The sequence below is a fragment of the Streptomyces sp. 135 genome, assembly GCF_020026305.1.
Taxonomy (GTDB): Bacteria; Actinomycetota; Actinomycetes; order Streptomycetales; family Streptomycetaceae; genus Streptomyces.
The window spans coordinates 675,608-694,291 of the sequence record NZ_CP075691.1 but is presented as its reverse complement, the minus strand read 5'-3'; the positions used below and the strand labels follow the sequence as shown (position 1 = coordinate 694,291).

The 18,684-nt window shown below is 66.6% G+C and carries 18 protein-coding genes and 2 pseudogenes; 2 read left to right on the top strand and 18 right to left on the bottom strand.

Annotated features, from left to right (window positions below):
- The first annotated feature begins 185 nt into the window (after window positions 1-185).
- Together KKZ08_RS03225 and KKZ08_RS03220 are read left to right on the top strand one after the other, a co-directional pair.
- Window positions 186-944 carry a L,D-transpeptidase family protein gene (locus tag KKZ08_RS03225; protein WP_223772979.1) on the top strand — a complete coding sequence of 253 codons (759 nt, stop codon included), beginning with the start codon at window positions 186-188 and terminating at the stop codon, window positions 942-944.
- Between the two features lie 95 nt (window positions 945-1,039).
- A complete protein-coding gene (locus tag KKZ08_RS03220; protein WP_223772978.1) occupies window positions 1,040-2,689 on the top strand; it encodes a peptide-N4-asparagine amidase in 1,650 nt (549 codons plus the stop codon).
- Between the two features lie 167 nt (window positions 2,690-2,856).
- On the opposite strand, the pseudogene KKZ08_RS03215 reads toward KKZ08_RS03220, so the two are convergent.
- The 18 genes and pseudogenes from KKZ08_RS03215 to KKZ08_RS03130 form a co-directional block, all read right to left on the bottom strand.
- A pseudogene (locus tag KKZ08_RS03215) lies at window positions 2,857-3,267 on the bottom strand (gfo/Idh/MocA family oxidoreductase); the annotation flags it as partial.
- Between the two features lie 334 nt (window positions 3,268-3,601).
- Window positions 3,602-3,985, bottom strand: coding sequence for a hypothetical protein (locus tag KKZ08_RS03210; RefSeq protein WP_223772977.1), 384 nt, complete (start codon window positions 3,983-3,985; stop codon window positions 3,602-3,604).
- 125 nt (window positions 3,986-4,110) lie between these two features.
- A complete protein-coding gene (locus KKZ08_RS03205; protein ID WP_223772976.1) occupies window positions 4,111-5,352 on the bottom strand; it encodes a helix-turn-helix transcriptional regulator in 1,242 nt (413 codons plus the stop codon).
- Window positions 5,353-5,471: 119 nt separating this feature from the next.
- Window positions 5,472-5,879 (bottom strand): hypothetical protein, encoded by a 408-nt coding sequence (locus KKZ08_RS03200; protein ID WP_223772975.1) that lies wholly within the window; start codon window positions 5,877-5,879, stop codon window positions 5,472-5,474.
- Window positions 5,880-6,718: 839 nt separating this feature from the next.
- Window positions 6,719-7,159: pseudogene (locus tag KKZ08_RS03195) on the bottom strand (DUF2637 domain-containing protein); the annotation flags it as partial.
- A gap of 232 nt (window positions 7,160-7,391) precedes the next feature.
- Entirely contained in the window at window positions 7,392-7,814 is a 423-nt protein-coding gene (locus KKZ08_RS03190) for a hypothetical protein (protein WP_223772974.1), read from the bottom strand.
- A gap of 89 nt (window positions 7,815-7,903) precedes the next feature.
- Window positions 7,904-8,296: a hypothetical protein gene (locus KKZ08_RS03185; protein ID WP_223772973.1), complete on the bottom strand. Its 393-nt coding sequence runs from the start codon at window positions 8,294-8,296 to the stop codon at window positions 7,904-7,906.
- A gap of 74 nt (window positions 8,297-8,370) precedes the next feature.
- Entirely contained in the window at window positions 8,371-9,687 is a 1,317-nt protein-coding gene (locus tag KKZ08_RS03180; protein WP_223772972.1) for a hypothetical protein, read from the bottom strand.
- 454 nt (window positions 9,688-10,141) lie between these two features.
- A complete protein-coding gene (locus KKZ08_RS03175; protein ID WP_223772971.1) occupies window positions 10,142-12,007 on the bottom strand; it encodes a DNA polymerase in 1,866 nt (621 codons plus the stop codon).
- Between the two features lie 73 nt (window positions 12,008-12,080).
- The gene (locus tag KKZ08_RS03170; protein ID WP_223772970.1) at window positions 12,081-12,782 is read right to left on the bottom strand and encodes an SAM-dependent methyltransferase; all 702 of its coding nucleotides are present in this window, start codon (window positions 12,780-12,782) and stop codon (window positions 12,081-12,083) included.
- Between the two features lie 99 nt (window positions 12,783-12,881).
- On the bottom strand, window positions 12,882-15,341 hold the full coding sequence (locus KKZ08_RS03165) for a phage/plasmid primase, P4 family (RefSeq protein WP_223778889.1): 2,460 nt from the start codon (window positions 15,339-15,341) through the stop codon (window positions 12,882-12,884).
- Window positions 15,342-15,444: 103 nt separating this feature from the next.
- The gene (locus KKZ08_RS03160; RefSeq protein WP_223772969.1) at window positions 15,445-15,969 is read right to left on the bottom strand and encodes a hypothetical protein; all 525 of its coding nucleotides are present in this window, start codon (window positions 15,967-15,969) and stop codon (window positions 15,445-15,447) included.
- Window positions 15,962-16,177 carry a hypothetical protein gene (locus KKZ08_RS03155; RefSeq protein ID WP_223772968.1) on the bottom strand — a complete coding sequence of 72 codons (216 nt, stop codon included), beginning with the start codon at window positions 16,175-16,177 and terminating at the stop codon, window positions 15,962-15,964. Before KKZ08_RS03155 ends, KKZ08_RS03160 begins: the two co-directional genes overlap by 8 nt.
- Before the next feature lie 136 nt (window positions 16,178-16,313).
- Window positions 16,314-16,481 (bottom strand): hypothetical protein, encoded by a 168-nt coding sequence (locus KKZ08_RS03150; RefSeq protein WP_223772967.1) that lies wholly within the window; start codon window positions 16,479-16,481, stop codon window positions 16,314-16,316.
- A gap of 67 nt (window positions 16,482-16,548) precedes the next feature.
- Window positions 16,549-17,115, bottom strand: coding sequence for a phiSA1p31-related protein (locus tag KKZ08_RS03145; RefSeq protein ID WP_223772966.1), 567 nt, complete (start codon window positions 17,113-17,115; stop codon window positions 16,549-16,551).
- Between the two features lie 92 nt (window positions 17,116-17,207).
- Entirely contained in the window at window positions 17,208-17,591 is a 384-nt protein-coding gene (locus tag KKZ08_RS03140; RefSeq protein ID WP_223772965.1) for a hypothetical protein, read from the bottom strand.
- Between the two features lie 79 nt (window positions 17,592-17,670).
- Entirely contained in the window at window positions 17,671-17,820 is a 150-nt protein-coding gene (locus tag KKZ08_RS03135) for a hypothetical protein (protein ID WP_223772964.1), read from the bottom strand.
- A 74-nt stretch (window positions 17,821-17,894) separates the two neighbouring features.
- On the bottom strand, window positions 17,895-18,608 hold the full coding sequence (locus KKZ08_RS03130; RefSeq protein WP_223772963.1) for a hypothetical protein: 714 nt from the start codon (window positions 18,606-18,608) through the stop codon (window positions 17,895-17,897).
- Between the last annotated feature and the right edge of the window lie 76 nt (window positions 18,609-18,684).

Below are 18,684 nucleotides of genomic sequence, written 5' to 3'. Positions count from 1 at the left end.
AGCGGCGGCCGTCGGCTCCGCGGATGGTCAGGAGAGGCGGCGGCGGTAACAAACCGTGAAAGGTTCACCTCGGATCGTGGTCCGAAGCAAACGGTTTTCCGTCCGGGGGCAAAGAATCGGCCCCGTCTTCCAAGGGGCCGCAGGGCTGGACAAGTGAAGTGCGGGCCGGGTGCGACCATGGACGAATGCGTATAGCCGGTGTGGTGCGAGTGGTGGTCGCGGCAGCGGCCTGCGGTGTCCTTCTCACGTCCTGCGGGAGTGGGGACGGGAGTTCGGCCAAGGGGGGCGGTGCCGACGCGGGGCACGGCAAGGGTGCGGGCGGCGCGGGGAGCGACCGCGGAAGTGCCGCCGACCTCAAGCGCATCCCCGATGTGGGCGATCGGCTCCAGTCGAGGATTCCGAAGGACTCGCGGCAGGTCGTCGCGGTCTACGGCGAGGGTGAGGACTCGGCGAAGTCGAAGGTCGTGCTCTACACGAAGTCGAGTGAGACGGACACCACCTGGGAGCAGAACCGCAGCTGGCCCGCGCACAACGGCAAGAAGGGCTGGACCACCGACCACCACGAGAACGACAAGCGCAGCCCTGTCGGGGTGTTCACGCTCACCGACGCGGGCGGTGTCCTCGCGGATCCGGATGCCAAGCTCCCGTACACGAAGTCGGACTCCATGCAGGCGCCGCACTACTGGCCCAAGACGCACTGGCACGACTTCGACTACGTCATCGCCATCGACTACAACCGGGCCAAGGGCACCCCGCCGAACGACCCGACGCGCCCCCAGGGCCAGGCCAAGGGCGGCAGCATCTGGCTGCACATGGACCACGGCAGCGGCACGTCGGGCTGCGTGAGCCTTTCCAAGTCGGGCATGGAGCATCTGCTGCGCACGCTGGATCCGAAGCAGCACCCGGTCGTGGTGATGGGGGACAAGGCGAACCTCAAGGCGTAGACGCAGCGTCCCCCTAACCGCTTAGCCCCCTAGCCGCCTCGCCGCCCTGTAGAGAGCCCATTGCGGTGATCCGCGAGGGGCCATAGAAATCCCCCATGAGAAGACACGTCATGTCCATGCTCGTGGGGGCGGCTCTCGTCGCGAGCACGCTCGTCGGTGCGGGCCGGGCCACGGCCGCCACGGCCACGCCCCGCCCCGCATCCGCCGCTACGCCCCCGCCCGAGTTCGGCACCGACTGGCACGACCCGGTGACCGCCGCGCCCCCGGTCGCCAAGCCGCGCACCAAATCCTGCGAAGTGACGATCGCCGAGGCGCGGTTCAAGGACTTCACGCCGTACGAGGGTGACTACATGCCGCCCCGCGGCTGTGGCGACCGCTGGGGCAAGGTGGTGCTGAGGCTGGACGGCAAGGTGAAGGGGCGGCAGTACGACCGTCTCGGCTACCTGCGCGTCGGCGGCGTGGAAGTGTTCCGCACGTCCACCCCGCAGCCGTCCCCCGACGGCATCACCTGGTCCGTGGAGAAGGACGTCACCCGTTACAGCGAGACGCTGAGCCACGAACAGCGCGTCGAGATGCTCATCGGCAACGTCGTCAACGACACGTACACCGGCATCATCGACGTCAAGGCCACGCTGACGTTCTACGCGCGGGAGAAAGGCGCCGACGCGCGGGCCGAGAGCACTTCGGGGAGGGTGGCACCCGACCGTGTCCTTCCGCTCGGTGACGGCACCACGCTCACCACCCCGCGCAACAGCGAACGCATCGTCGCCGAGGTCTACGCGACCGGCTCCGGGGGCGGCTGCGAGGAGTACTGGTACATGACGGTTCCCGACGCCGTGCCCTACTCCTGCGAGGCGGACAACGGCCCCTACCGCGAGGTGCAGGTCAGAGTGGACGGCCAACTGGCCGGGGTCGCCGCGCCATTTCCGACCGTGTGGACCGGCGGCTGGTCCAACCCCTTCTTGTGGTACGTGATCCCGGGCCCCCGGGCTTTCGACGTCAAGCCCATCGAGTACGACCTGACGCCCTTCGCGGGGATCCTCAACGACGGCCGCCCGCATGAGGTGGAGGTCTCCGTCGTCGGCGTCCCGAAGGCGCAGACGGGGTGGAGCACCCCGGTCAACGTCCTGGTCTGGCAGGACGAGAAGAGCGAGCGCGTCACGGGCCGGCTGACCCGGCACACGGAGAACCCCCTCTCGAACAAGTCGACGTACACGCCCGGTTCGGGAGAGGCCGCTTACCGGCTCGACACCAAGGGCTGCCACCGTTTGAGCGTCTCCGGGCATGTGAACACCTCGCACGGCCGAGTGACCACCACGGTGACGCGCACCCTCGCCAACACCTCCGTGCACCGATGGACCGAGGGTGAGGCGGTGGACGCGCTCAAGGCCACCTGGACCGACCGCGAGACGGTCACGACGGGCGGCCGGTCGGTGCGCACCGACCGGACGTACACGATGGACGGCACCACGACGCTCGGGGCCGGTGATCGACTCCGTACGGAGATCTCCCTCGGGGACCGCACCGAGAGCGTCACGACGCACGGTGGCCGACGGGTCGGACGGACGGTGATCGACGACCGGTACGACGGCGACGCCTCCTACCTCACCAGCGTCCCGCGCGAGGAACGGCACGCGGTGGGCACCTCGCGTGAGCGCTACCGGCAGTTCGGCGACAGCGGCTGTCATGACCGCACCCTGGCCACCGTGCAGGGGACTCTGACGGAGGACCGGCTGCGCTGCTGAGGCGCGGACGCAGGGACAGCTTGGACCAGGGAGGGGACGGGCCCGGTGGTGACATGAACACCGTGACATGAACACCGCGCCCGAACCCGCCCTCGAACCCGCCCCCACCGGGCCCCTGCTGACCGCTACGCCAGCGCCTGCGCCTGCGCCGGAACCTGCGCCTACGCCTACGCCTTCGGCTTCGGTGAGTCCATCCCCGGGCGCGCCTTCCGCCACAGTCCCCGCGTGAAGTCGGGGATCGCCTGCGGTGCGCCCTTCGCCTTGATCGAGAGGTGGCTCAGCGGCACGGGTGCCGTCCACGTCGCGGCGTCGTACACGTCGAAGTCCGGGACGAGGCCGAGCTGCATGGTCTGCATCAGGCGGAAGATCATGATGTAGTCCATGCCGCCGTGCCCGCCCGGCGGGTTGGCGTGCTCCTTCCACAGCCAGTGGTCGAAGTCGGCGTACTTGGTGAAGTCGGCCCACTCGTCGTCCGTGTGGTCCGGCTCGATGTAGATGCGCGCGGGGTAGTCCTCGAAGACGCCCTTCGTGCCGCCGAGGCTGTTGATGCGGCTGTACGGGTGGGGGGTCGAGACGTCGAGATCGTTATCAGACCCACGTCAGTCGTAGGATGCCCCCTGGACATGACGAAGGCCCCCAGCCGAAGCCAGGGGCCATGACGCGCAGATCGTCACCAGTCGATTGGCTGGGCGTCTCCGCCTATGCACAACGGGCAGGGTCGTTTCCCAGTCGAGAAGCAGTGGGGACAGCCGCCGAACCCACAGCATTGGTCACACCAGATGGCCTGACTCCCTGTACAGAGCCCGCACAACTCGCCCAGCGTCCAGAGAGCCTGTACCAGTCCGTCACTACCGTTCTGGGCATCAGACCCGAAGGAGGGACGGTCCGTGGACGGACGCTCCGGGGCCATGGTCATGCGTCGGCGTCCTCGGATTTCTCAGGGGCAGACGCCGAGGAGGACGCGGAAGGATCCTTACGCAGTCTGCGTGATTCCGCGATCCGCAGCACGTCCGCCAGGCATTCGACCAGCCGAATACCGATGTACTCCACTTCAGCGCGCGTCGACAGCGGGTTAGTGAGGACTGTCTCCGCGTCGGCCAGAACGCCCCCTGCCACAGCGATCTGGGCCGTCTCCATAGTGTCAGCCACCCGTGAGAGGGGGCTTCCCGGATCGTCGCTGCTGAGTAGGCACGGCTTATCTGGTTCGTTCTGCCAGGGGAGTAAACGGAGGGCGGAGCCAACTTCCGTGGTGCCCAATTCCTTGCCGGTCGACTGCTCGTCGGTTGCTCTATGCATGACGCGGCCCCTCTCTGACAGTGATCAGTGAGGGGACCGTATGAGCATCGTCGGTGCTAATCCACGCGCGGGGCACGGTAGTTCTGCTGGCTCACCCCATGAAGAACTACCGCTCTTCGCAGTAGTTAGCCAGAAACGCCCAGGTGGACGGCCATTGACCGCATCTCCTCAGTCAGCGTCCGCTTGCGCGTCTTCAGGATGTCCGTCATAACTCGTCGTGCCATGGGTTGATGGGTCAGCCACGTGTCCGCAGTCTCCCGAAGGTTGACTAGCTCGTCCATGGCGTCCTGGTGGGATCCGAGGAGGGTGTGGGCGTGCGCGACGTCCAGGCGGTGCCGCCCCCAGTTGTTCATGTTGAGGCGTCCAACGGCCTTCATGCCTTTGGGACTGAGGGGGCCCTCTTCCGCCTTACGCAGTACTCCGCGCGCGTCCCCGATCAGCGCTAGGTCCTCCGCGGCCTTCGCTGCGACGGTCGCAGGTCCAAAGCCGCCCCAGTGCGAGGGGAAGTCGCTGTGTTCACGCTGCATGGCGCTGCCGGCGCTCTTAGCCATCCGCCGCGCGTGCTTGGCGACGTCCTTGCGGCCGTTTCGCCGGGACGCGGCTGCGACACGGAGCCAGAGTTCTCCCCAGAGCGCGATCTGATCGGGGGACGCGGTCGACAAGCGAGGCTCAATCTCCGCTGCGGTCTGGACGGCCAGCCGCTCACTTTCAGCGAAGCGGTCCTGCCTCAGTAGCAACCAGCACAGGCCGTTCACGCCCGTGGCGGCTAGCTGTGTCTGCCCTGTCTCCTGGGCTAGGCGGATGGCTTCGGACAGCGCCAGATAAGCCATGTCGTACTGACGTACTTGGGTCAGGAACTTCCCGGTGAGCAACAAGGCGTGCGCCCTTGCGATCTTGGCGTGTTCCTTCTCCTCACCCTCCAGGATGGCCACGGCAGCTTCAGAGCTACGGAGCAGTGCCGGAAGCTGCCGAGCCACGGCCCCGTAGCGGTCAGCCTGGTAGAGCGCGTGACCGTCCTTGACGCTCCGCTGGATGGTCCGCGGCTCTTCTGCATCCCCGGCTTCCATCTGAGGGACGGAGAGGCCCAGGGGAGGCATGAGGGCACGGCGGAGTTCTGCCAGGCTTCGGCGGTTCTCCTCGTCCTCTTGGCCGACCACGGACCGTGGCGCCTCACTGGCGAAGAGGGCGGCTGTGGTCACGTTCAATGCGGCGGCCAGGGCCGCGAGACTGCCCATGCTGACGTGGCCGCCTTGTTCAACCTTGGCGACGGTAGTCAGTGACAACCTGGAGGCGTGAGCCAGGTCCTCCTGAGTCATACCCGCTGTTCGCCGCAGCTTCCGTACGTTGTCTGCCAGACCTGTGGTCATACGCGCTCACCTCGCGTCAAGCGTACGCCCATCCCTGCCTGGGGAGACGGGCGTTGGCGGAGCAAGGACGACGGAACGCCCGCCAGCAACTCCGAGGAGGCTGACGGGCGTTCACGGCGTCAAGGCACGGTACGAAGGTGTGTCTTGGCCGGCTCGGACACGGGCTCGCGCTCTGCCGGCCTCCGGCGGACAACCAGGAGACGGGCCCGCGTCATCTGCGGGACCAGCGGATCACCGTCTGGCCGGTACACGCGGAACTCGGAGTCCCACACCCATTGATCCCTTCCGCATGCTGCTCCGGACAGGGAATCGAACGCCGTTACGTTGAAGCTGAACCCCAGCACTGGTTTGACGATGCGGGCCACGGCACGGCCGTACGACCGCAGGACCCGGGGCAGTTCGGCCATGTCGGCTATGCGCTCTTGGGCGTCCGGAAACTGCTCTTCACACCTTCCCCACGTCCAGCCGTTCACGATCGGAACGGGGACGAACACAGCCAAGTTCACCAAGGTCTCCGGCGTCATCATTACGTTTCCCTTTGCTCGCGTCTTGCTTGTGGGTTCAACGACCTACCAGCAAAGTGAACGGTTGCGCTCCATGTGGCGGCTTTGCGTGTCCGAAAACGAGCGAAAGGCCCCCGCCGAAGTGGCGGAGACCGATCGTTCCTGGTCAGTGGCGTACATCACATATTCCTATGGGTCTGCGTGTGACGCACGCCACAATTCGTACGGGGTCGCAGATTCCGGAAGCCCTCTTCCGTTATGCAGACCTAAGCTTTGGCCTACGCTCCGACACGGAGTGACGACCCCGTGTGAGCATCCTGGGCCGCCTGGTACTCCTTCAGATACCGGCGCCCGGAGCGGTCAGAGACGCCGAAGTACTCCGCCAGGCTCGACCCATTCACGGGCAGGCCGTCCCGCTTGATGTCCTCCACGGCAGCGGCCATGTCCGCGTGCGACGGCTTCGACGTGATGCGCAGGACCTCGTGAACGGTGTCCGGCTCCACAGCCGGCTCCTCCTCGTATCCGCGCTCCGCGTCCTCCTGGCCCTCCACGTCGGCCAGAACCTCCTCCAGGTCCTCCCCGATCGTGAACGGCACCGGTCGTCCAGTGGCGCCGGCCCCGACCCGCTCCATGTCCGCGGCCAGGCGGTTGACAGCCTCCTGGGTGCGGGCCAGATCCTCCGGGCCCGGCTTCAGCCACTCGACAGGAGTTCCTGTCTCCTTCGCCAGCTCCTCCACCATGCCGTCAACGACTGCGGCGAAGCCATCCGGGCTGTTGTCCAGGGCGGTCATGCGCTCCTCATGAGCCTTCGCCTGGGTGGCCACAGTGAGCTGGGCATCCTGAACAAGTTCGTTGGCGGTGCGCCTGTCCTCGCTGGTCTCCGCTGTCGACTCGTCAGGCTTCGAGACAGCCGCGTGAAGCTGCCTCATCAGGGCGCCGAATGCGAGGAGGGCAGCGGCCGGCGGGACAGCGGCCACGACGTACGCCAGGCGGTCCGCGTCAGGCCCGACCCCGAGCACGTTCAGCGCGATGGAGCCAACCGAGCCAGTCACGGTCAGCCCGATTGCCCAGGCGTCGCGCTTGCCGTTCAGGGCCGCGACCAGCATGAGGATCTCACCGGCGACGATGAAGAGGTCCAGGGTTGCGGGCCAGGCCCAGGCGCGTTCCGGGGAGCCGCCCAGGCCGTATGTCGCTGCGACGTCGTGAAGGTGCGCGTACGACAACCAGAACGCTGCGGCAGTCAGGGCGATGATGACCACACCCGCGGCGACAGTCAGGCGGGTCCGGATGCTGTCCACGATCAGGTCCTCTCAGGGGCGTTAACGGTGTCACCGGAGAAGGCCCCCGACCGGAGTCAGGGGCCGTACTAGTGCTTTGAACAGCGGTCGGTGCCGTACGACTTGCGTCGCCTGCAGGGGATGCCGCTGCGGGTCTTGGCTCCGCACTGGTTCCGCGGGTCGTGTGCCGGGCAGGTGGGCCGACCTGGGGTCGCCAGGTTGATGCACTGGAAACCCCGGGAAGTGGCCTGGCCGCAGATCACGCCTTGGCCTCACAGCGCGGGCAGAACCTGTACAGATGGGCGTACTGGGCCGACTCGATTTCGGCACGGGTGCGGAGTCGGGGGCCTTCCGTCTGCGACAGGGGACGGGGGTACCACCGGATGGACTTCCGGCACTTCGCCCGATAGTCCGCGCTCTTGTCGGCGGGCCCATCACCACTGAACTTGTGGAGCAGAGAGGCCGTAGCCGCCTCTCCCCATTCCTGGGCCTCCTCGGCGTCCGTCTCGATCAGGCGGACCGTGCGCCCATCCTTGTACTCAATGATGTGGTGTCCGCGGCCGGAGGACATCGTCTTGACCTGGCGACGTCCCTCCATCATCGCGGTATTGACCTCCGCCAGAGCCTCACGGACGGATACCTGGACCGTGAGGCTGTTCTCGGTGCGGTTGTAGACCTTCACGGAGGGCTCCTCTGGGGTGCGTGGTGGGGTGATGTCAGTAAGTTAGCCGACTCAATTGAGTCGCGTCAAGCGAGTCGGCTAACTTCGCGTCAGTCCGTGAGTGGTGCGCCCAGTTCCTCCCGGAACAGTGCGGCCATGGCCTGGCCCACGTAGCCGTCCTCTCCGCCGGCCCTGATGGCGTAGTCCAGGATCTTCGTCACGGGGTGGAGGCCCTCCCCGCCCAGCTCGGCCTCCAACTCCTCCTGGTCCAGGTCCAGGAGGAGAGCCGCGGAACGGGTCGACATGCGGATGTCGTCGGCCACCTTGGGGAGCATGACCGTCAGGATGGCGGCGCGTTCACGGACGCGGTTCAGCTCGTCGTACAGTGCGTCGATGTGGACCGACTCCTCCAGGTCCTCCAGCTCCCTGAACAGCAGCGGGACATGTGGTGCGCATCCCTCGTCGCATACGTGGTCGGGCCGCTGGCTGTCGTACTCGGACACGGTGTCTCCTCTCAGTGAGGAGGCCCCAGGAAAGGGGCCCCTCTGCGACTGACCGGAGAGGATGTGAGACGCGGTCAGTCCTCCGTCAGGGCCTCTTCCAGGGAGACGCCAGCCTTCTCAGCCGCTGCCTCCAGGGCGGTCAACTCCGTGCCGTTCTTCGCGATCAGGGCCGCCCAGCGCTTAGCGAAAGCCGTCTGAGCATCACGGCGGACCATGCGGACCATGGGTGCGCCCACGTCCCCGATACCAGCGGCCTTCATCGCGCGGGCCACGGCAGCATCGTCCTTGAACTTGCCCATGAAGCCGAACGACGCGGCCAGGACGTACGCCTGGCGCTGAGACATGGTGGCCACCACGCGACGGACCAGGGCCCGCTTCACCGCGTTCTCCGTGACCTTCTCCAGGATCGAACGCTGGGCGGTCAACGCGATGGAGCCGCGGCCCAGAGCCGCGTCAGCAGACTTCTCGGCAGTCGACGCCTGGGGGGCCTCCTGGCGCTGGGTGTGAACGGCGCGGAGCATGGCCACGGCCGTACCGAAGTCAGCGGTGCGGCAGGGGAGGGCCTCAAACAGCTCCAGGTCCGACTCCGTTACGGTGCCTGCGCGGAAACGATCCAGCGCGATAAAGACGGCCTCACGGGCGTCGGCGTCACGGGGAACAGTCAGGGCGTCCTCCAGGGCGTGAACGGCCTGAGTCCACTGGATCGGTCGGTACCCGACCGCGGCCACGTCGGCTTCCGCGTCAGCGCTGACCAGGGCGTCCGCGATGGTGGTTTCTCCGTCGTCCTCACCACCGGTCGGCGTGAAGATGCTGACGGATCCCTGGTAGGCCAGGCGCGCGGCGTAGGCGGCTTCCGCGGACATGCGGACACGGCTCTTGTAGGCGCCCCCGTTCAGAGCGGCCACCAGGCCTTTGTCCTGGACTGCGGACTCAGCCAAGTTCAGGTAGTCGCCTTCGGTCAGGTTGTGGCGCACGTCGGCGGTGCGGAAGTGCTTCACCATCTGCGCGAACAGCTTCTTGCCGTCGGTGTCGTCCTGAGTGCCGTTCAGGAGGTCACGGGCCACGGCAGGCAATTCCTTCTGGACGTAGGCCCAGACGTAGGCCCGAAACGCGTCCATCGAGTCACCCTCATACGTGGCCAGGCGCTCCAGCGCGATCACGTTTGCCTCCTGGAGGAGGTCCTCCTGATAGGCGGCGCGCAGTCCCTCGCTCGCGTCTCCGTCGGCAGTGTTCGCGGAGCGGCTGGCCAGGTATCCCAACTTGGTGGCCATGTGCTCCAGGATCGACGCCTGGGCGTCCCTGTCTCCTCCCTTCGCGGCGGCCAGAGTGGCGTCTGAGACGTCGCTGGTGATGACGGAGCCGATGACCTGGGTACGGGTCGTGACAATCACGGAGGGGGTCCTCTCGGGAGGCCCCCGGGCACGACGGCATGGCGGCATGGCGGTCTGGCGTGCGGACCGGGACGCGGGCATGGCGGGGCCTGGAGGCATGAAGGGGTAGGGAGTTGGCACCTACACGCGGAGGCTGATCGGGCCATCACGCATGTGGTGAGAATGTGAAAGTAGACGACTCAATTGAGGCGGGTCAATGACTTGGGAGATCTACGTTCTCAGGCGTCCCCCGTCCCGACTAGCGAAAAGACTCAGGTGAGACCCGGACCATCCCTGCGGAGGACCTGGCGGAGGAACGACCTCCGTTCGTAATCTGCGCCCACACAACCGTGATGACCGGGAAGGAACGCGGTTGCGTGAGGCGACTCATGAGGAGCGGCTCACGCAACCGTCCGTGGTTCGGGTCTAGGGCGTCGAATGCCTCAGATGGCCCTGGAGCGCAGGGGATTCCCCGTCAGAAGTCAGCGCCGTACAGTGATCCCCAGGATCGGATGCCGATTTCCGGCTTGCCGGCAGCGATGGGAACGCCCAGCAGATCGAAGGTCATGCAGTCGGCCACAGCGCGGGAGATCTCCTCCGCGTCCGCCTTCGGCATGGACAGGATCACCTCGTCATGCACGGGGAGGCGGACGTACCCGGCGCTGATCAGGCCCTTCTCGTCCATGTTGATCAGGGCCTGGCCCAGGCAGTCACGAGCCGTTGACTGGACCAGGTAGTTCGTCACGGCATACGTTCTGTCTCTATCCAAAGGGAGTCGGTGACCCGTGATCGACGTTGCCACCATGCCGTTGTTGAAAGCCTCGATCCGCCAGTCCTTCGCGGCGCGGCCAACTTCCGGGTACACGCGGTCATACGCGGCCATCGCGCGCTGAACAGCGGCCAGGGGGGCGCCTGTCTGCCTGCTCACGGTCGCGGCGCCCCCGCCGTAGACCTTGCCGAACGCGATGCCCTTACTGACCTTGCGGTCCTTCTCCGTGAACCCCTCCCCGAACACGAGCCTGGCCGTGTAGCTGTGAAGGTCCTCTCCCGCAGCGATGGCCGCCTTCATGCGCTTCACGTCGGCCAGGGCCGCCAGTACGCGGAGTTCTACGGCCTGGAAGTCGACCGACCCGGGGACGTGGCCTTCGTCGGCCAGGATCGCGCGGCGGATCATCTTGTCCGAGCTGGGGAGTGTCTGGACTGCGGGGTTCGTGACGGACATACGGAACGTCCGTGCCTGCATGGTCTGGATTCCCGGGTGGATGCGTCCGCTGGCGTCGACCTGGTCCAGGAAGTTGTCCGCGTAGGCGGAGCGCCACTTCCCGGACCGCTTCGAGCGAAGGACCGCATCCGCCAACGGATTCGGCGTGCGGGAGCCGATCGGCTTCCAATCGCGGTCCAGGTCCGCCAGAGCCATCAGGACGGCTTTGTCCACTTTCCAGGCGCCGGAGGCCGTCTTCTCCGTGAGGGTCTCGCCCATGCCCAGAAGGGCGTCAGCGACCTTGCGGCCACTGTTCACGGCGTCGACTCCGTACCGGGCAGCGATGGCCGCGTGAGTCTCGGCGTCGGTCACCAGGTCGTCCCGGAGACCCTCCGTGTACGGGACGTCAAGCACCATGCCGGCGCGCTGCATCTGGGCGCAGATACGGGCCACGCGATGCTCGTAGCGGGACAGCTTGGGGGAGACGCCCAGCCGCTCCAGGTGAACCTCCAGTCGCGGCCGGAGACGAGAGGTCAGGATGACGTCCAGGAGGCCGTACTCCAGGTACGTGGGGTGATCTAGGGGGACCTTCGCGAAGCCCTCAGCCACCTTCAACTTCAGCGCCTTGAAAACCGACTTCAGGCCGTCCTGGGTGTCGGGTGCGTTGGCGTCGATGTAGTGCGCTGACAGCGGCTTCAGAGACGAACCCACACCGCCCTCGAAGTCCTTGCGCGGGTCGATCAGCTTGGCCAGGAGCATCGTGTCCGTGGCCTTCGCGCACGTCTCTTCCAGCGGCACCTTCAAGTGCTTGTCGAAGACTTGGGCGTCGAAGCCGCCCCAGTTGTGTCCGGTCAGGTCCGGCAGGGTGCGAAGTGCCCAGGCGGCGGACTCAGCGAACACGCGACCGTGCTCGATGGGCAGGGCCCAGGCCTCGTCTTCCGTACCGAACTGGGCCAGACGCAGGAAACCGTCACCCCAGGCGTAGATCTTGAGTCCGCACGTCTCGGAGTCGACAGCGACGGGAACGCCGGCTTCGGCCTGGCGCCTGACCCAGGTCTCGAAGGCGTGGAGGTCCTGGGGACGCTCCACCACATAGCCGTCCCAAGGCTGGCCGTTCAGGGAACCGCTGAAATGCCTCACGGGCGTGTCCTCTCGGCAGGTGAGTGGTCACGCCCGAAGCCAGACCCCCGTCAAGGGGCCTGGCCTGGGTGGTTCAGTTGGAAGTCAGGTGGTGGAGGAGGTACGCCCCGATGAAGGCGGAGTAGGCAGGCGGGATGCATTCGCGGAGCCCGTCACGCGTGGCCCAAGGCATGTCCAGGTCCCGGCGGACGTAGGCGACTCCAGTGAAGTGCCCAACGGCGTGGTAGAAGTCCCCGTCTCGTAGAGGGCGGCCCATCTTCACGGTCTTCGCGGTGTGTTCCGGATGCTCGGGAGCCCTGAACGTGAACCCTCCGCCTGTCTCGAACAGTCGGTGTCTGTAGGTGTGCAGACCGAACATGGCCCCGCACAACACCACAGGAAGTTCCAGGGGGGCGCCCGGTACGTTCTCGATGACCCAGGGCCGCCCCAGTTCGGTCAGCAACTTCCGTGTTGGCGTGATGAAGTCAGGGTGTTCGTTGGCCTGGATTCGCTGGGCCAGCGTGAACGCCTGGCACGGCGGAGAGGCGCTGACAGAGTCGAAGAGATGGCCGTATCTGAGCAGGAATTCCACGGCGTCCGCCTGGACGAAGGCGTACGGGTACCGTGGCTGGGGGTCCAGGTCGACACCCAGGACCGTGAACCCTGCCCGCTCGTATCCCGCGGAGGCGCCCCCCTGACAGCAGAACAAGTCCAGGTGAACGGGCTTGCCCGCGCGGCGGAGTTCAGCGATCAGGGCCAGGATTTCGGCGTGGTCGGACAGCGTGATGTGCGGCATGGGGCGTGTCCTCTCGGCAGGGAGTGGTCACGCCCGAAGGCCCGACCCCGAAGGGCCGGACCAGAGGGGGGTACACGACTGACCGGAGAGGAGGTGAGATCAGGCGAAGATGCCGGGACCGGCGGGAGCGTCCGCGTGCTCCTGGTGGAGTCGGACACCGACCAGGGAGACACCCTTCGTGGTGTTCACGCGGCCCACCTGGCGCTCCTCCATCGCGTCCAGGAACGTGCGTCGGGTCCACTGCTCGCGCAGCGGGAGGCCCTCCGCTTCACACCACTGCTTGTACGCCTGGTAGGCCTCACCGGCGGTCATCTCGCAACCGTCGTCGCAGCGCTCCAGAACGCCAGGGAAAAAGCCGGCCATAGCGTCTGATGTGCGCCGGTACTCCTTCGTCGCGTCCTGGATGCGGTCCGGGTCCTGAAGGCCGTTGGCGTACCACTCCATCGCGCCCCGGACTACCCAGGCAGCGATGCCCTCGGCCTCCGCGGCCAGCTTCTGGTCCAGGGTGTGGTCCCGCTCCTCCGGCGTGAAAAAGCGGGTGAAGGGAATCAACTTGACGCGCCGCCACAGGCCTTCATCCTGGCCGCGGAAACGAGGCTTGAAGTTGGTCGCCAGCATGAGGAGGAACGTCGGCTTGAAGGTGAAGAACTCCTGACGCAGGAACCGGGCGCTGATCTCGTCCTTACCGGTGACGCGCTTCAGGACGGCTTCCGACATCGGCTTGCCCGACTCACCTTCGGAGGCCATGACGAAGCGGGCGCCGCGCAGGGCAGCGATGTCGTTGGGGATACCACCGCTGGCCCGCTCCTCGAAGGTGGCGAAGGGGGTGGTTTCCGTGACCGCGCGGAAGATGCTGGTCAGCGTGTCGGTGAGGACTGACTTCCCATTGGCTCCCTTACCGTGCAGCACGGCGAAGCACTGCTCTGCCTGATGACCTGTCACCCCGTACCCGGTCAGGCGCTGGATGTATGAAGGCATCTCCGGCATGCCCGGGAAGATCTCCTCCAGGAACGACTCCCAGCGCGGGGCCTGGGCCTCCGGCCTGTAGTCGATGTCCAGGCAGTACGTCAGGAGGTCCTCCTTACGGTGCTCCCGGAGCCGGCCAGTGCGGAGGTCCACGGTCCCGTTCCGGAACGACAGGAGGTCAGGCTGGGCGTCGAAGTCCGCGACCTTGACGGATACGGCGGGGACGGACTCCAGCGTGGCCATCAGGTCATCGATCTTGCGGCGGGTCGTGAACGACTTCGACGCCTTGCGGAGCGGCTCACCCGGGTCTTCCTTCTGGTCGGGCGTCTTCTCCGCTGTCTTCTCCTTCGCGGCGGCCATCAGGGCACGGCCGATGAAGTGGACCAGGGTGCGGACCTTCGCGTCCGACCGCTCCCAGACACGACCAGACCAAATGAAGAACCCCAGACCGGGCGCGTACTTGATCTTTCCGTCAGCGAAGTGCGCCAGGAGGTATGCGCCCTGCACGTCTGACGCGCCGTAGTCCGACAGGGTGTCGTAATACAGGTCCGTGATCAGGCGGACGTGTCGGGGGTCGATGTCCTCACCGTCAGCGTTAATGGCAGGTCCCTCCGCAGGGGCGGAGAAGGATCTGTCAGCGTCAACAGCGGCGGCCAGGTCTGCGGGGAAGTCGGCCACGTTGCGGGCCCTCCAGTCGGTCAGGTCATCACCGGCATGCGGGATGGGCAGTGCGAAGGTGTGGATGCCGTGATCACCCAGGCCGTCCGCCAGGCGCTTGGTGAACGCGTTGCCCGCGTTGTCGTTGTCACCAGCGATGATGACCCGCTTCCCAGCCAGGCCCGCGGCCAGTTCCGCGACCAGTTCAGGGGAGTTGACGAGGGAGGCCCCGCGCACGATCAGCGCGTTGTACCCGGCGGCCACGGCGGTCAGGCCGTCCCCAGGGCCCTCCGTGACGATGAACGTGTCCGTGTCCTGGTCGGCCAGGAGCACGCCGTACGAGGCCCAGCGGAGGCCGTCAGGGTTGGACAAGGACATCCATCGCGCAGGGCAGTTACCCGACAGGTCGCGTCCCTGGAGGCCGCGGGCCACTCCGTCGAAGCCGGCCAGGGGGACGATCAGGCGGGGATGATGGACGAAGCCGCGGGAACGGTCCTCCAGCGTGAGCCAGTGTTCCGGGGAGTCCACGCCCAATCCCAGGCGGATCGCCTCCTGGGATGTGGTGCCGAAGCGGTGGGCGGCGTACTCCACCGCCATGTTCGCCACGTGGTCCCCGCTGTCGGCCAGCAACGAGGCTGCGGAATCCAGGTACATCCGAAGCCGCGCCACTTCCGCCGGCCCGACGAGGTCCGGTCGCTTCGAGCTGACCACGCTGGCCGTGCCCGTGACGCCGAACATGTGGGTCCAGCCGAGCCCCACCGCCTTGATGACGTTGGCAGAGTCACAACCGGCCCGGCAGGTGATACGGCAGCGGCCGGAATCGTCGAACCAGATGCGCAGGGACGGACGGCTGTCGTTGTGCCCTGGGCAGATGGCCAGGTAGCCGCCGTCCGGTTGGTCGCTCACGTCCTGGAAGCGGTCCAGGATCGCGGACATTTCCACGGGGGACTCCTCTCGTCGGTGCCTTCATCACTGGCCGGAGAGGATGTCCCCGGGCACTGACGAAGCCCCCACCCGAGAGGGCAGGGGCCAGAGAGGGTCAGTCGTTAACGGGAGGCTCCACGAACACGCGTGTATCGGGCTGGGCGAATGACGCGACACTGATCGATTCCGTGGCACGGACAGCGGCCAGGACCTGGGCGAACTCCGCCAGGGTCCACGTGCAGTAGCCGTACCGCATGTTGGCCACGGCGGTCAGGCCAGCGGCCCAGACGTCTGGGTGATCGCGCCAGATGCGCCGATACGTGGCGTCGCTGATGTGCACGCGGGCCAGCGCTGGACCCTTCCCGCGAACCTTGTGGATCACCACGCCGTACGGGAAGCCAGCGTTAACGGCCTCGACCTCCGCCTGGCGCAACCAGGTAGGTACGGCAGGTGACTTGACGTCCTTCGCCTCCAGGATGAACGGCCAGGCGTGGAGGTCTCCAACGTCCTTCGCGCCCTCCTGGGCCTGACGCTTGACCAGCCGCCAGTCCGTGGGGTGGGAGTAGCCCAGGACGCCGTTCAGGTAGTCACGTATCGCGGACTCCCAGCGGGTACCGCGGGCCTTCGACGGGTTAGCCATGAGGGGTCACCTCCACCACGGGCACGGCGGGGAGACTTACGGTCGTCACGCTGGCGCCCTTCGAGATGGCGGCGGCCAGGGCCTCCACGATCCGGCCCCAGTCCCTACGCTGGTTCGCCTCGTAGTCGACATACACGCCGTCACCCAGACCCAGGGCCCGAACACGACCCAGGGCGGGAGCCTGATCCTTCGTGATGGTGAGGATCACGGTCATTCCCCGTTCCGGATACGCGCGGCCAGCTCTTCGGCCTCCGTCTTTGCAGCTGCCTCGCAGTCGCAGGACATCGACATGCAGAACTCGCCGTGGTTGCTGAGGATGATGCCTGCCAGCTCTTCGACCGCACTCACAGCGCACCAACTTCCACCAGGAGGCGAGTCACCAGAACGGCCACCATGGCCTGCGAGTCGTCCTCATCCAGGTCGTGGAGCAGCGGCGCCAGCGGTGACTCCCAGACCGCTTCGTCAAAGCGCTTACGCAGGTACTCAGCGTTCACGGCAGGATCGAACCCCATGCGTGCCTCCTCAGTAGGTGTTGGCACGCCCGAAGGCCCGACCCCGAAGGGCCGGACCACGGGAGGGTCAGTCCTGCTTCGTCAGCGGACCGTACGCGCCCACGACGGTGGTCAGCGTGCGGTCCTGGTAGGGGCCTGTGCAGGCGAGACGCTCGCAGTCCATCCGCGGAACACCGGTCAGAGATACGCGGCCGTTGAACGTCCAGGTATCCCCGTCGCGATCCACGTAGGTCGCGTTCAGGTCGTACTCAGTGCCGCGAAAGCTGAACGTGTTCAGGCGGGCCGCCAGGACCGGCTTCAGCGCCACCTCGTCAACCCAGATGTGCGTACCCGACGCGTACTTGACCACGTAAAACGTGGCCTGGGAACGGCCCAGGAACGGACCAGCCTCCACCTTGCCCGGGGTGTCCAGCGGCAGCACCAGGACATCGTCGCCGACCGCGAACTTCGGGCCCCGCTCCAGGGAGCGACCGTTGACTGTCGCTGACTTACCGGCATGGAGGCCGTCCAGGTGCTTGATGACGTACGCCTGGGTGCCCATCTGAGTCGTGAACGGGCCGAACTCGACCCTGACCTTCCGACCCTCAGACTTCAACGTGACCTCGTCGCCGACGCTGAACGTGTTGTTCTCCATGGGTGTGTCCTCTCGTCAGCCGCCCGCATAGGGGCGACTCAATGTCTGGGCACGCCCGAAGCCTGACCCCCATCAGGAGGCCAGGCAGCGGTTCAGATGTTGCGGAGGTAACGGGCGAGGACGTAGGCGCCCTCACCGCCACTGAAGCGGACGTAGTGGTCCCCGTCGTCGTCCACGTTGTTGATGACGGTGGCGGGGCCGGAGTGGTTGACCCGGTCACCATCAGCGGACCTGGCCCCCACCTGGACCGTGACCCTGTCACCGGCCCTGAAGGTTTGGGGCTCCTCGTCCTCCGCCGGGACGTACTTGGGGTTGTCCAAGGCCCTGAAGATGTCCATGTTGGCTCCGTTCTCCGCACTGGGGCGGAGGGGGCCCAGCACACCCCGCAGATAGTCCCGCTCCGCCTGGTTCAGCGTCAGCGTGAACGTGACCTCCGTGGAGGTGATGACCTTCTCCGTACGCGTCGCCTCAGCCATGGTGCTGTCCTCTCGTCAGGCCCCTGTCTGGGTCCTCTCACGCCGTAAGGCCCCCACCCGTCAGGGCAGGAGCCAGCGGCTAGACGGGGACCACCTCCAGGTAAAGGTCTTCGTCGTCGGACAGCGTCGACACGTCGATGCGCTCCTCCTCGATGCCGAAGCGTCGCCGGCGTTCGTGCAGGACCAGCGGAACCTCTTCAGGGAGGAACTCCCAGAGAGGGCGTCGCACATCAGCGTCAGAGGCGGTGCCCAGAACAGCAGAGACAGCGCGTAGTGCCGCTGGCTGAAGCGGACGCTTGAACCTCATGCGTCAGGCTCCGGGTCCTGCGAGATCGCGTCCTGGTACGAGCCGATGACCGTCATGACCGGCTTCACGAAGGACTGCATCTTGCCGTTCTTCTCCCACTCGATGTAGTCCAGGCGCAGGGCGCAGAGGGCCTCACCCTCGATGGCCTTCAACTGGCTCATGACGTAGGGGAAGTCCTCGGCGAAGGACCACGCCGTGGCCGTGTACTTGCCCGTGCCCAGGTCCTCATCCTGCGGGATCCTGACCGGGACGACGATGTTCGGCTTCGGGCCGCGCCGCTGCTTGGCCTTCTCCTTGCGCTCGTCCAGAAGCTTCGGGCAGTCACACGGCTTGCCCTTGTCCTCCTCCGGCGACAGGAACTTTGAGCCGTCGCACTCGTGGATCGGGTGACCATCCGCCCACAGGATCAGCTTGGACTCGATCTTGGAGGCGTCCACGATGACCTCGATGCGGTCCAGCTCCGTGTCCAGCGCATAGTCCCCGTTCGGGGCTTCGCTGATCGTGCCACCGAACAGCTCCCTCAGGGCCTTCGCCGTGTCGTGCCGCGGGGTCGTGATGCGCCACTCCCGCAGCGACACAGGCTGGTTGCCGTTGCGCTTGCCCGAACGGAACTGGAAGGCCCACTCGGGGCGGCGGGCAGCGTCGGCCTTCGCCTCGCGCTCCTCGCGCTGGGCCTTCGCCTCCGGATCGGTCGCGAAGATGTCAAGCATGGGTGTGCCTCCTGAAAGCTGGCGGAATGTGGGGCGCTGCTCGCCTCTGCCACTGACCGGGGAGGAGGTGAGAAGG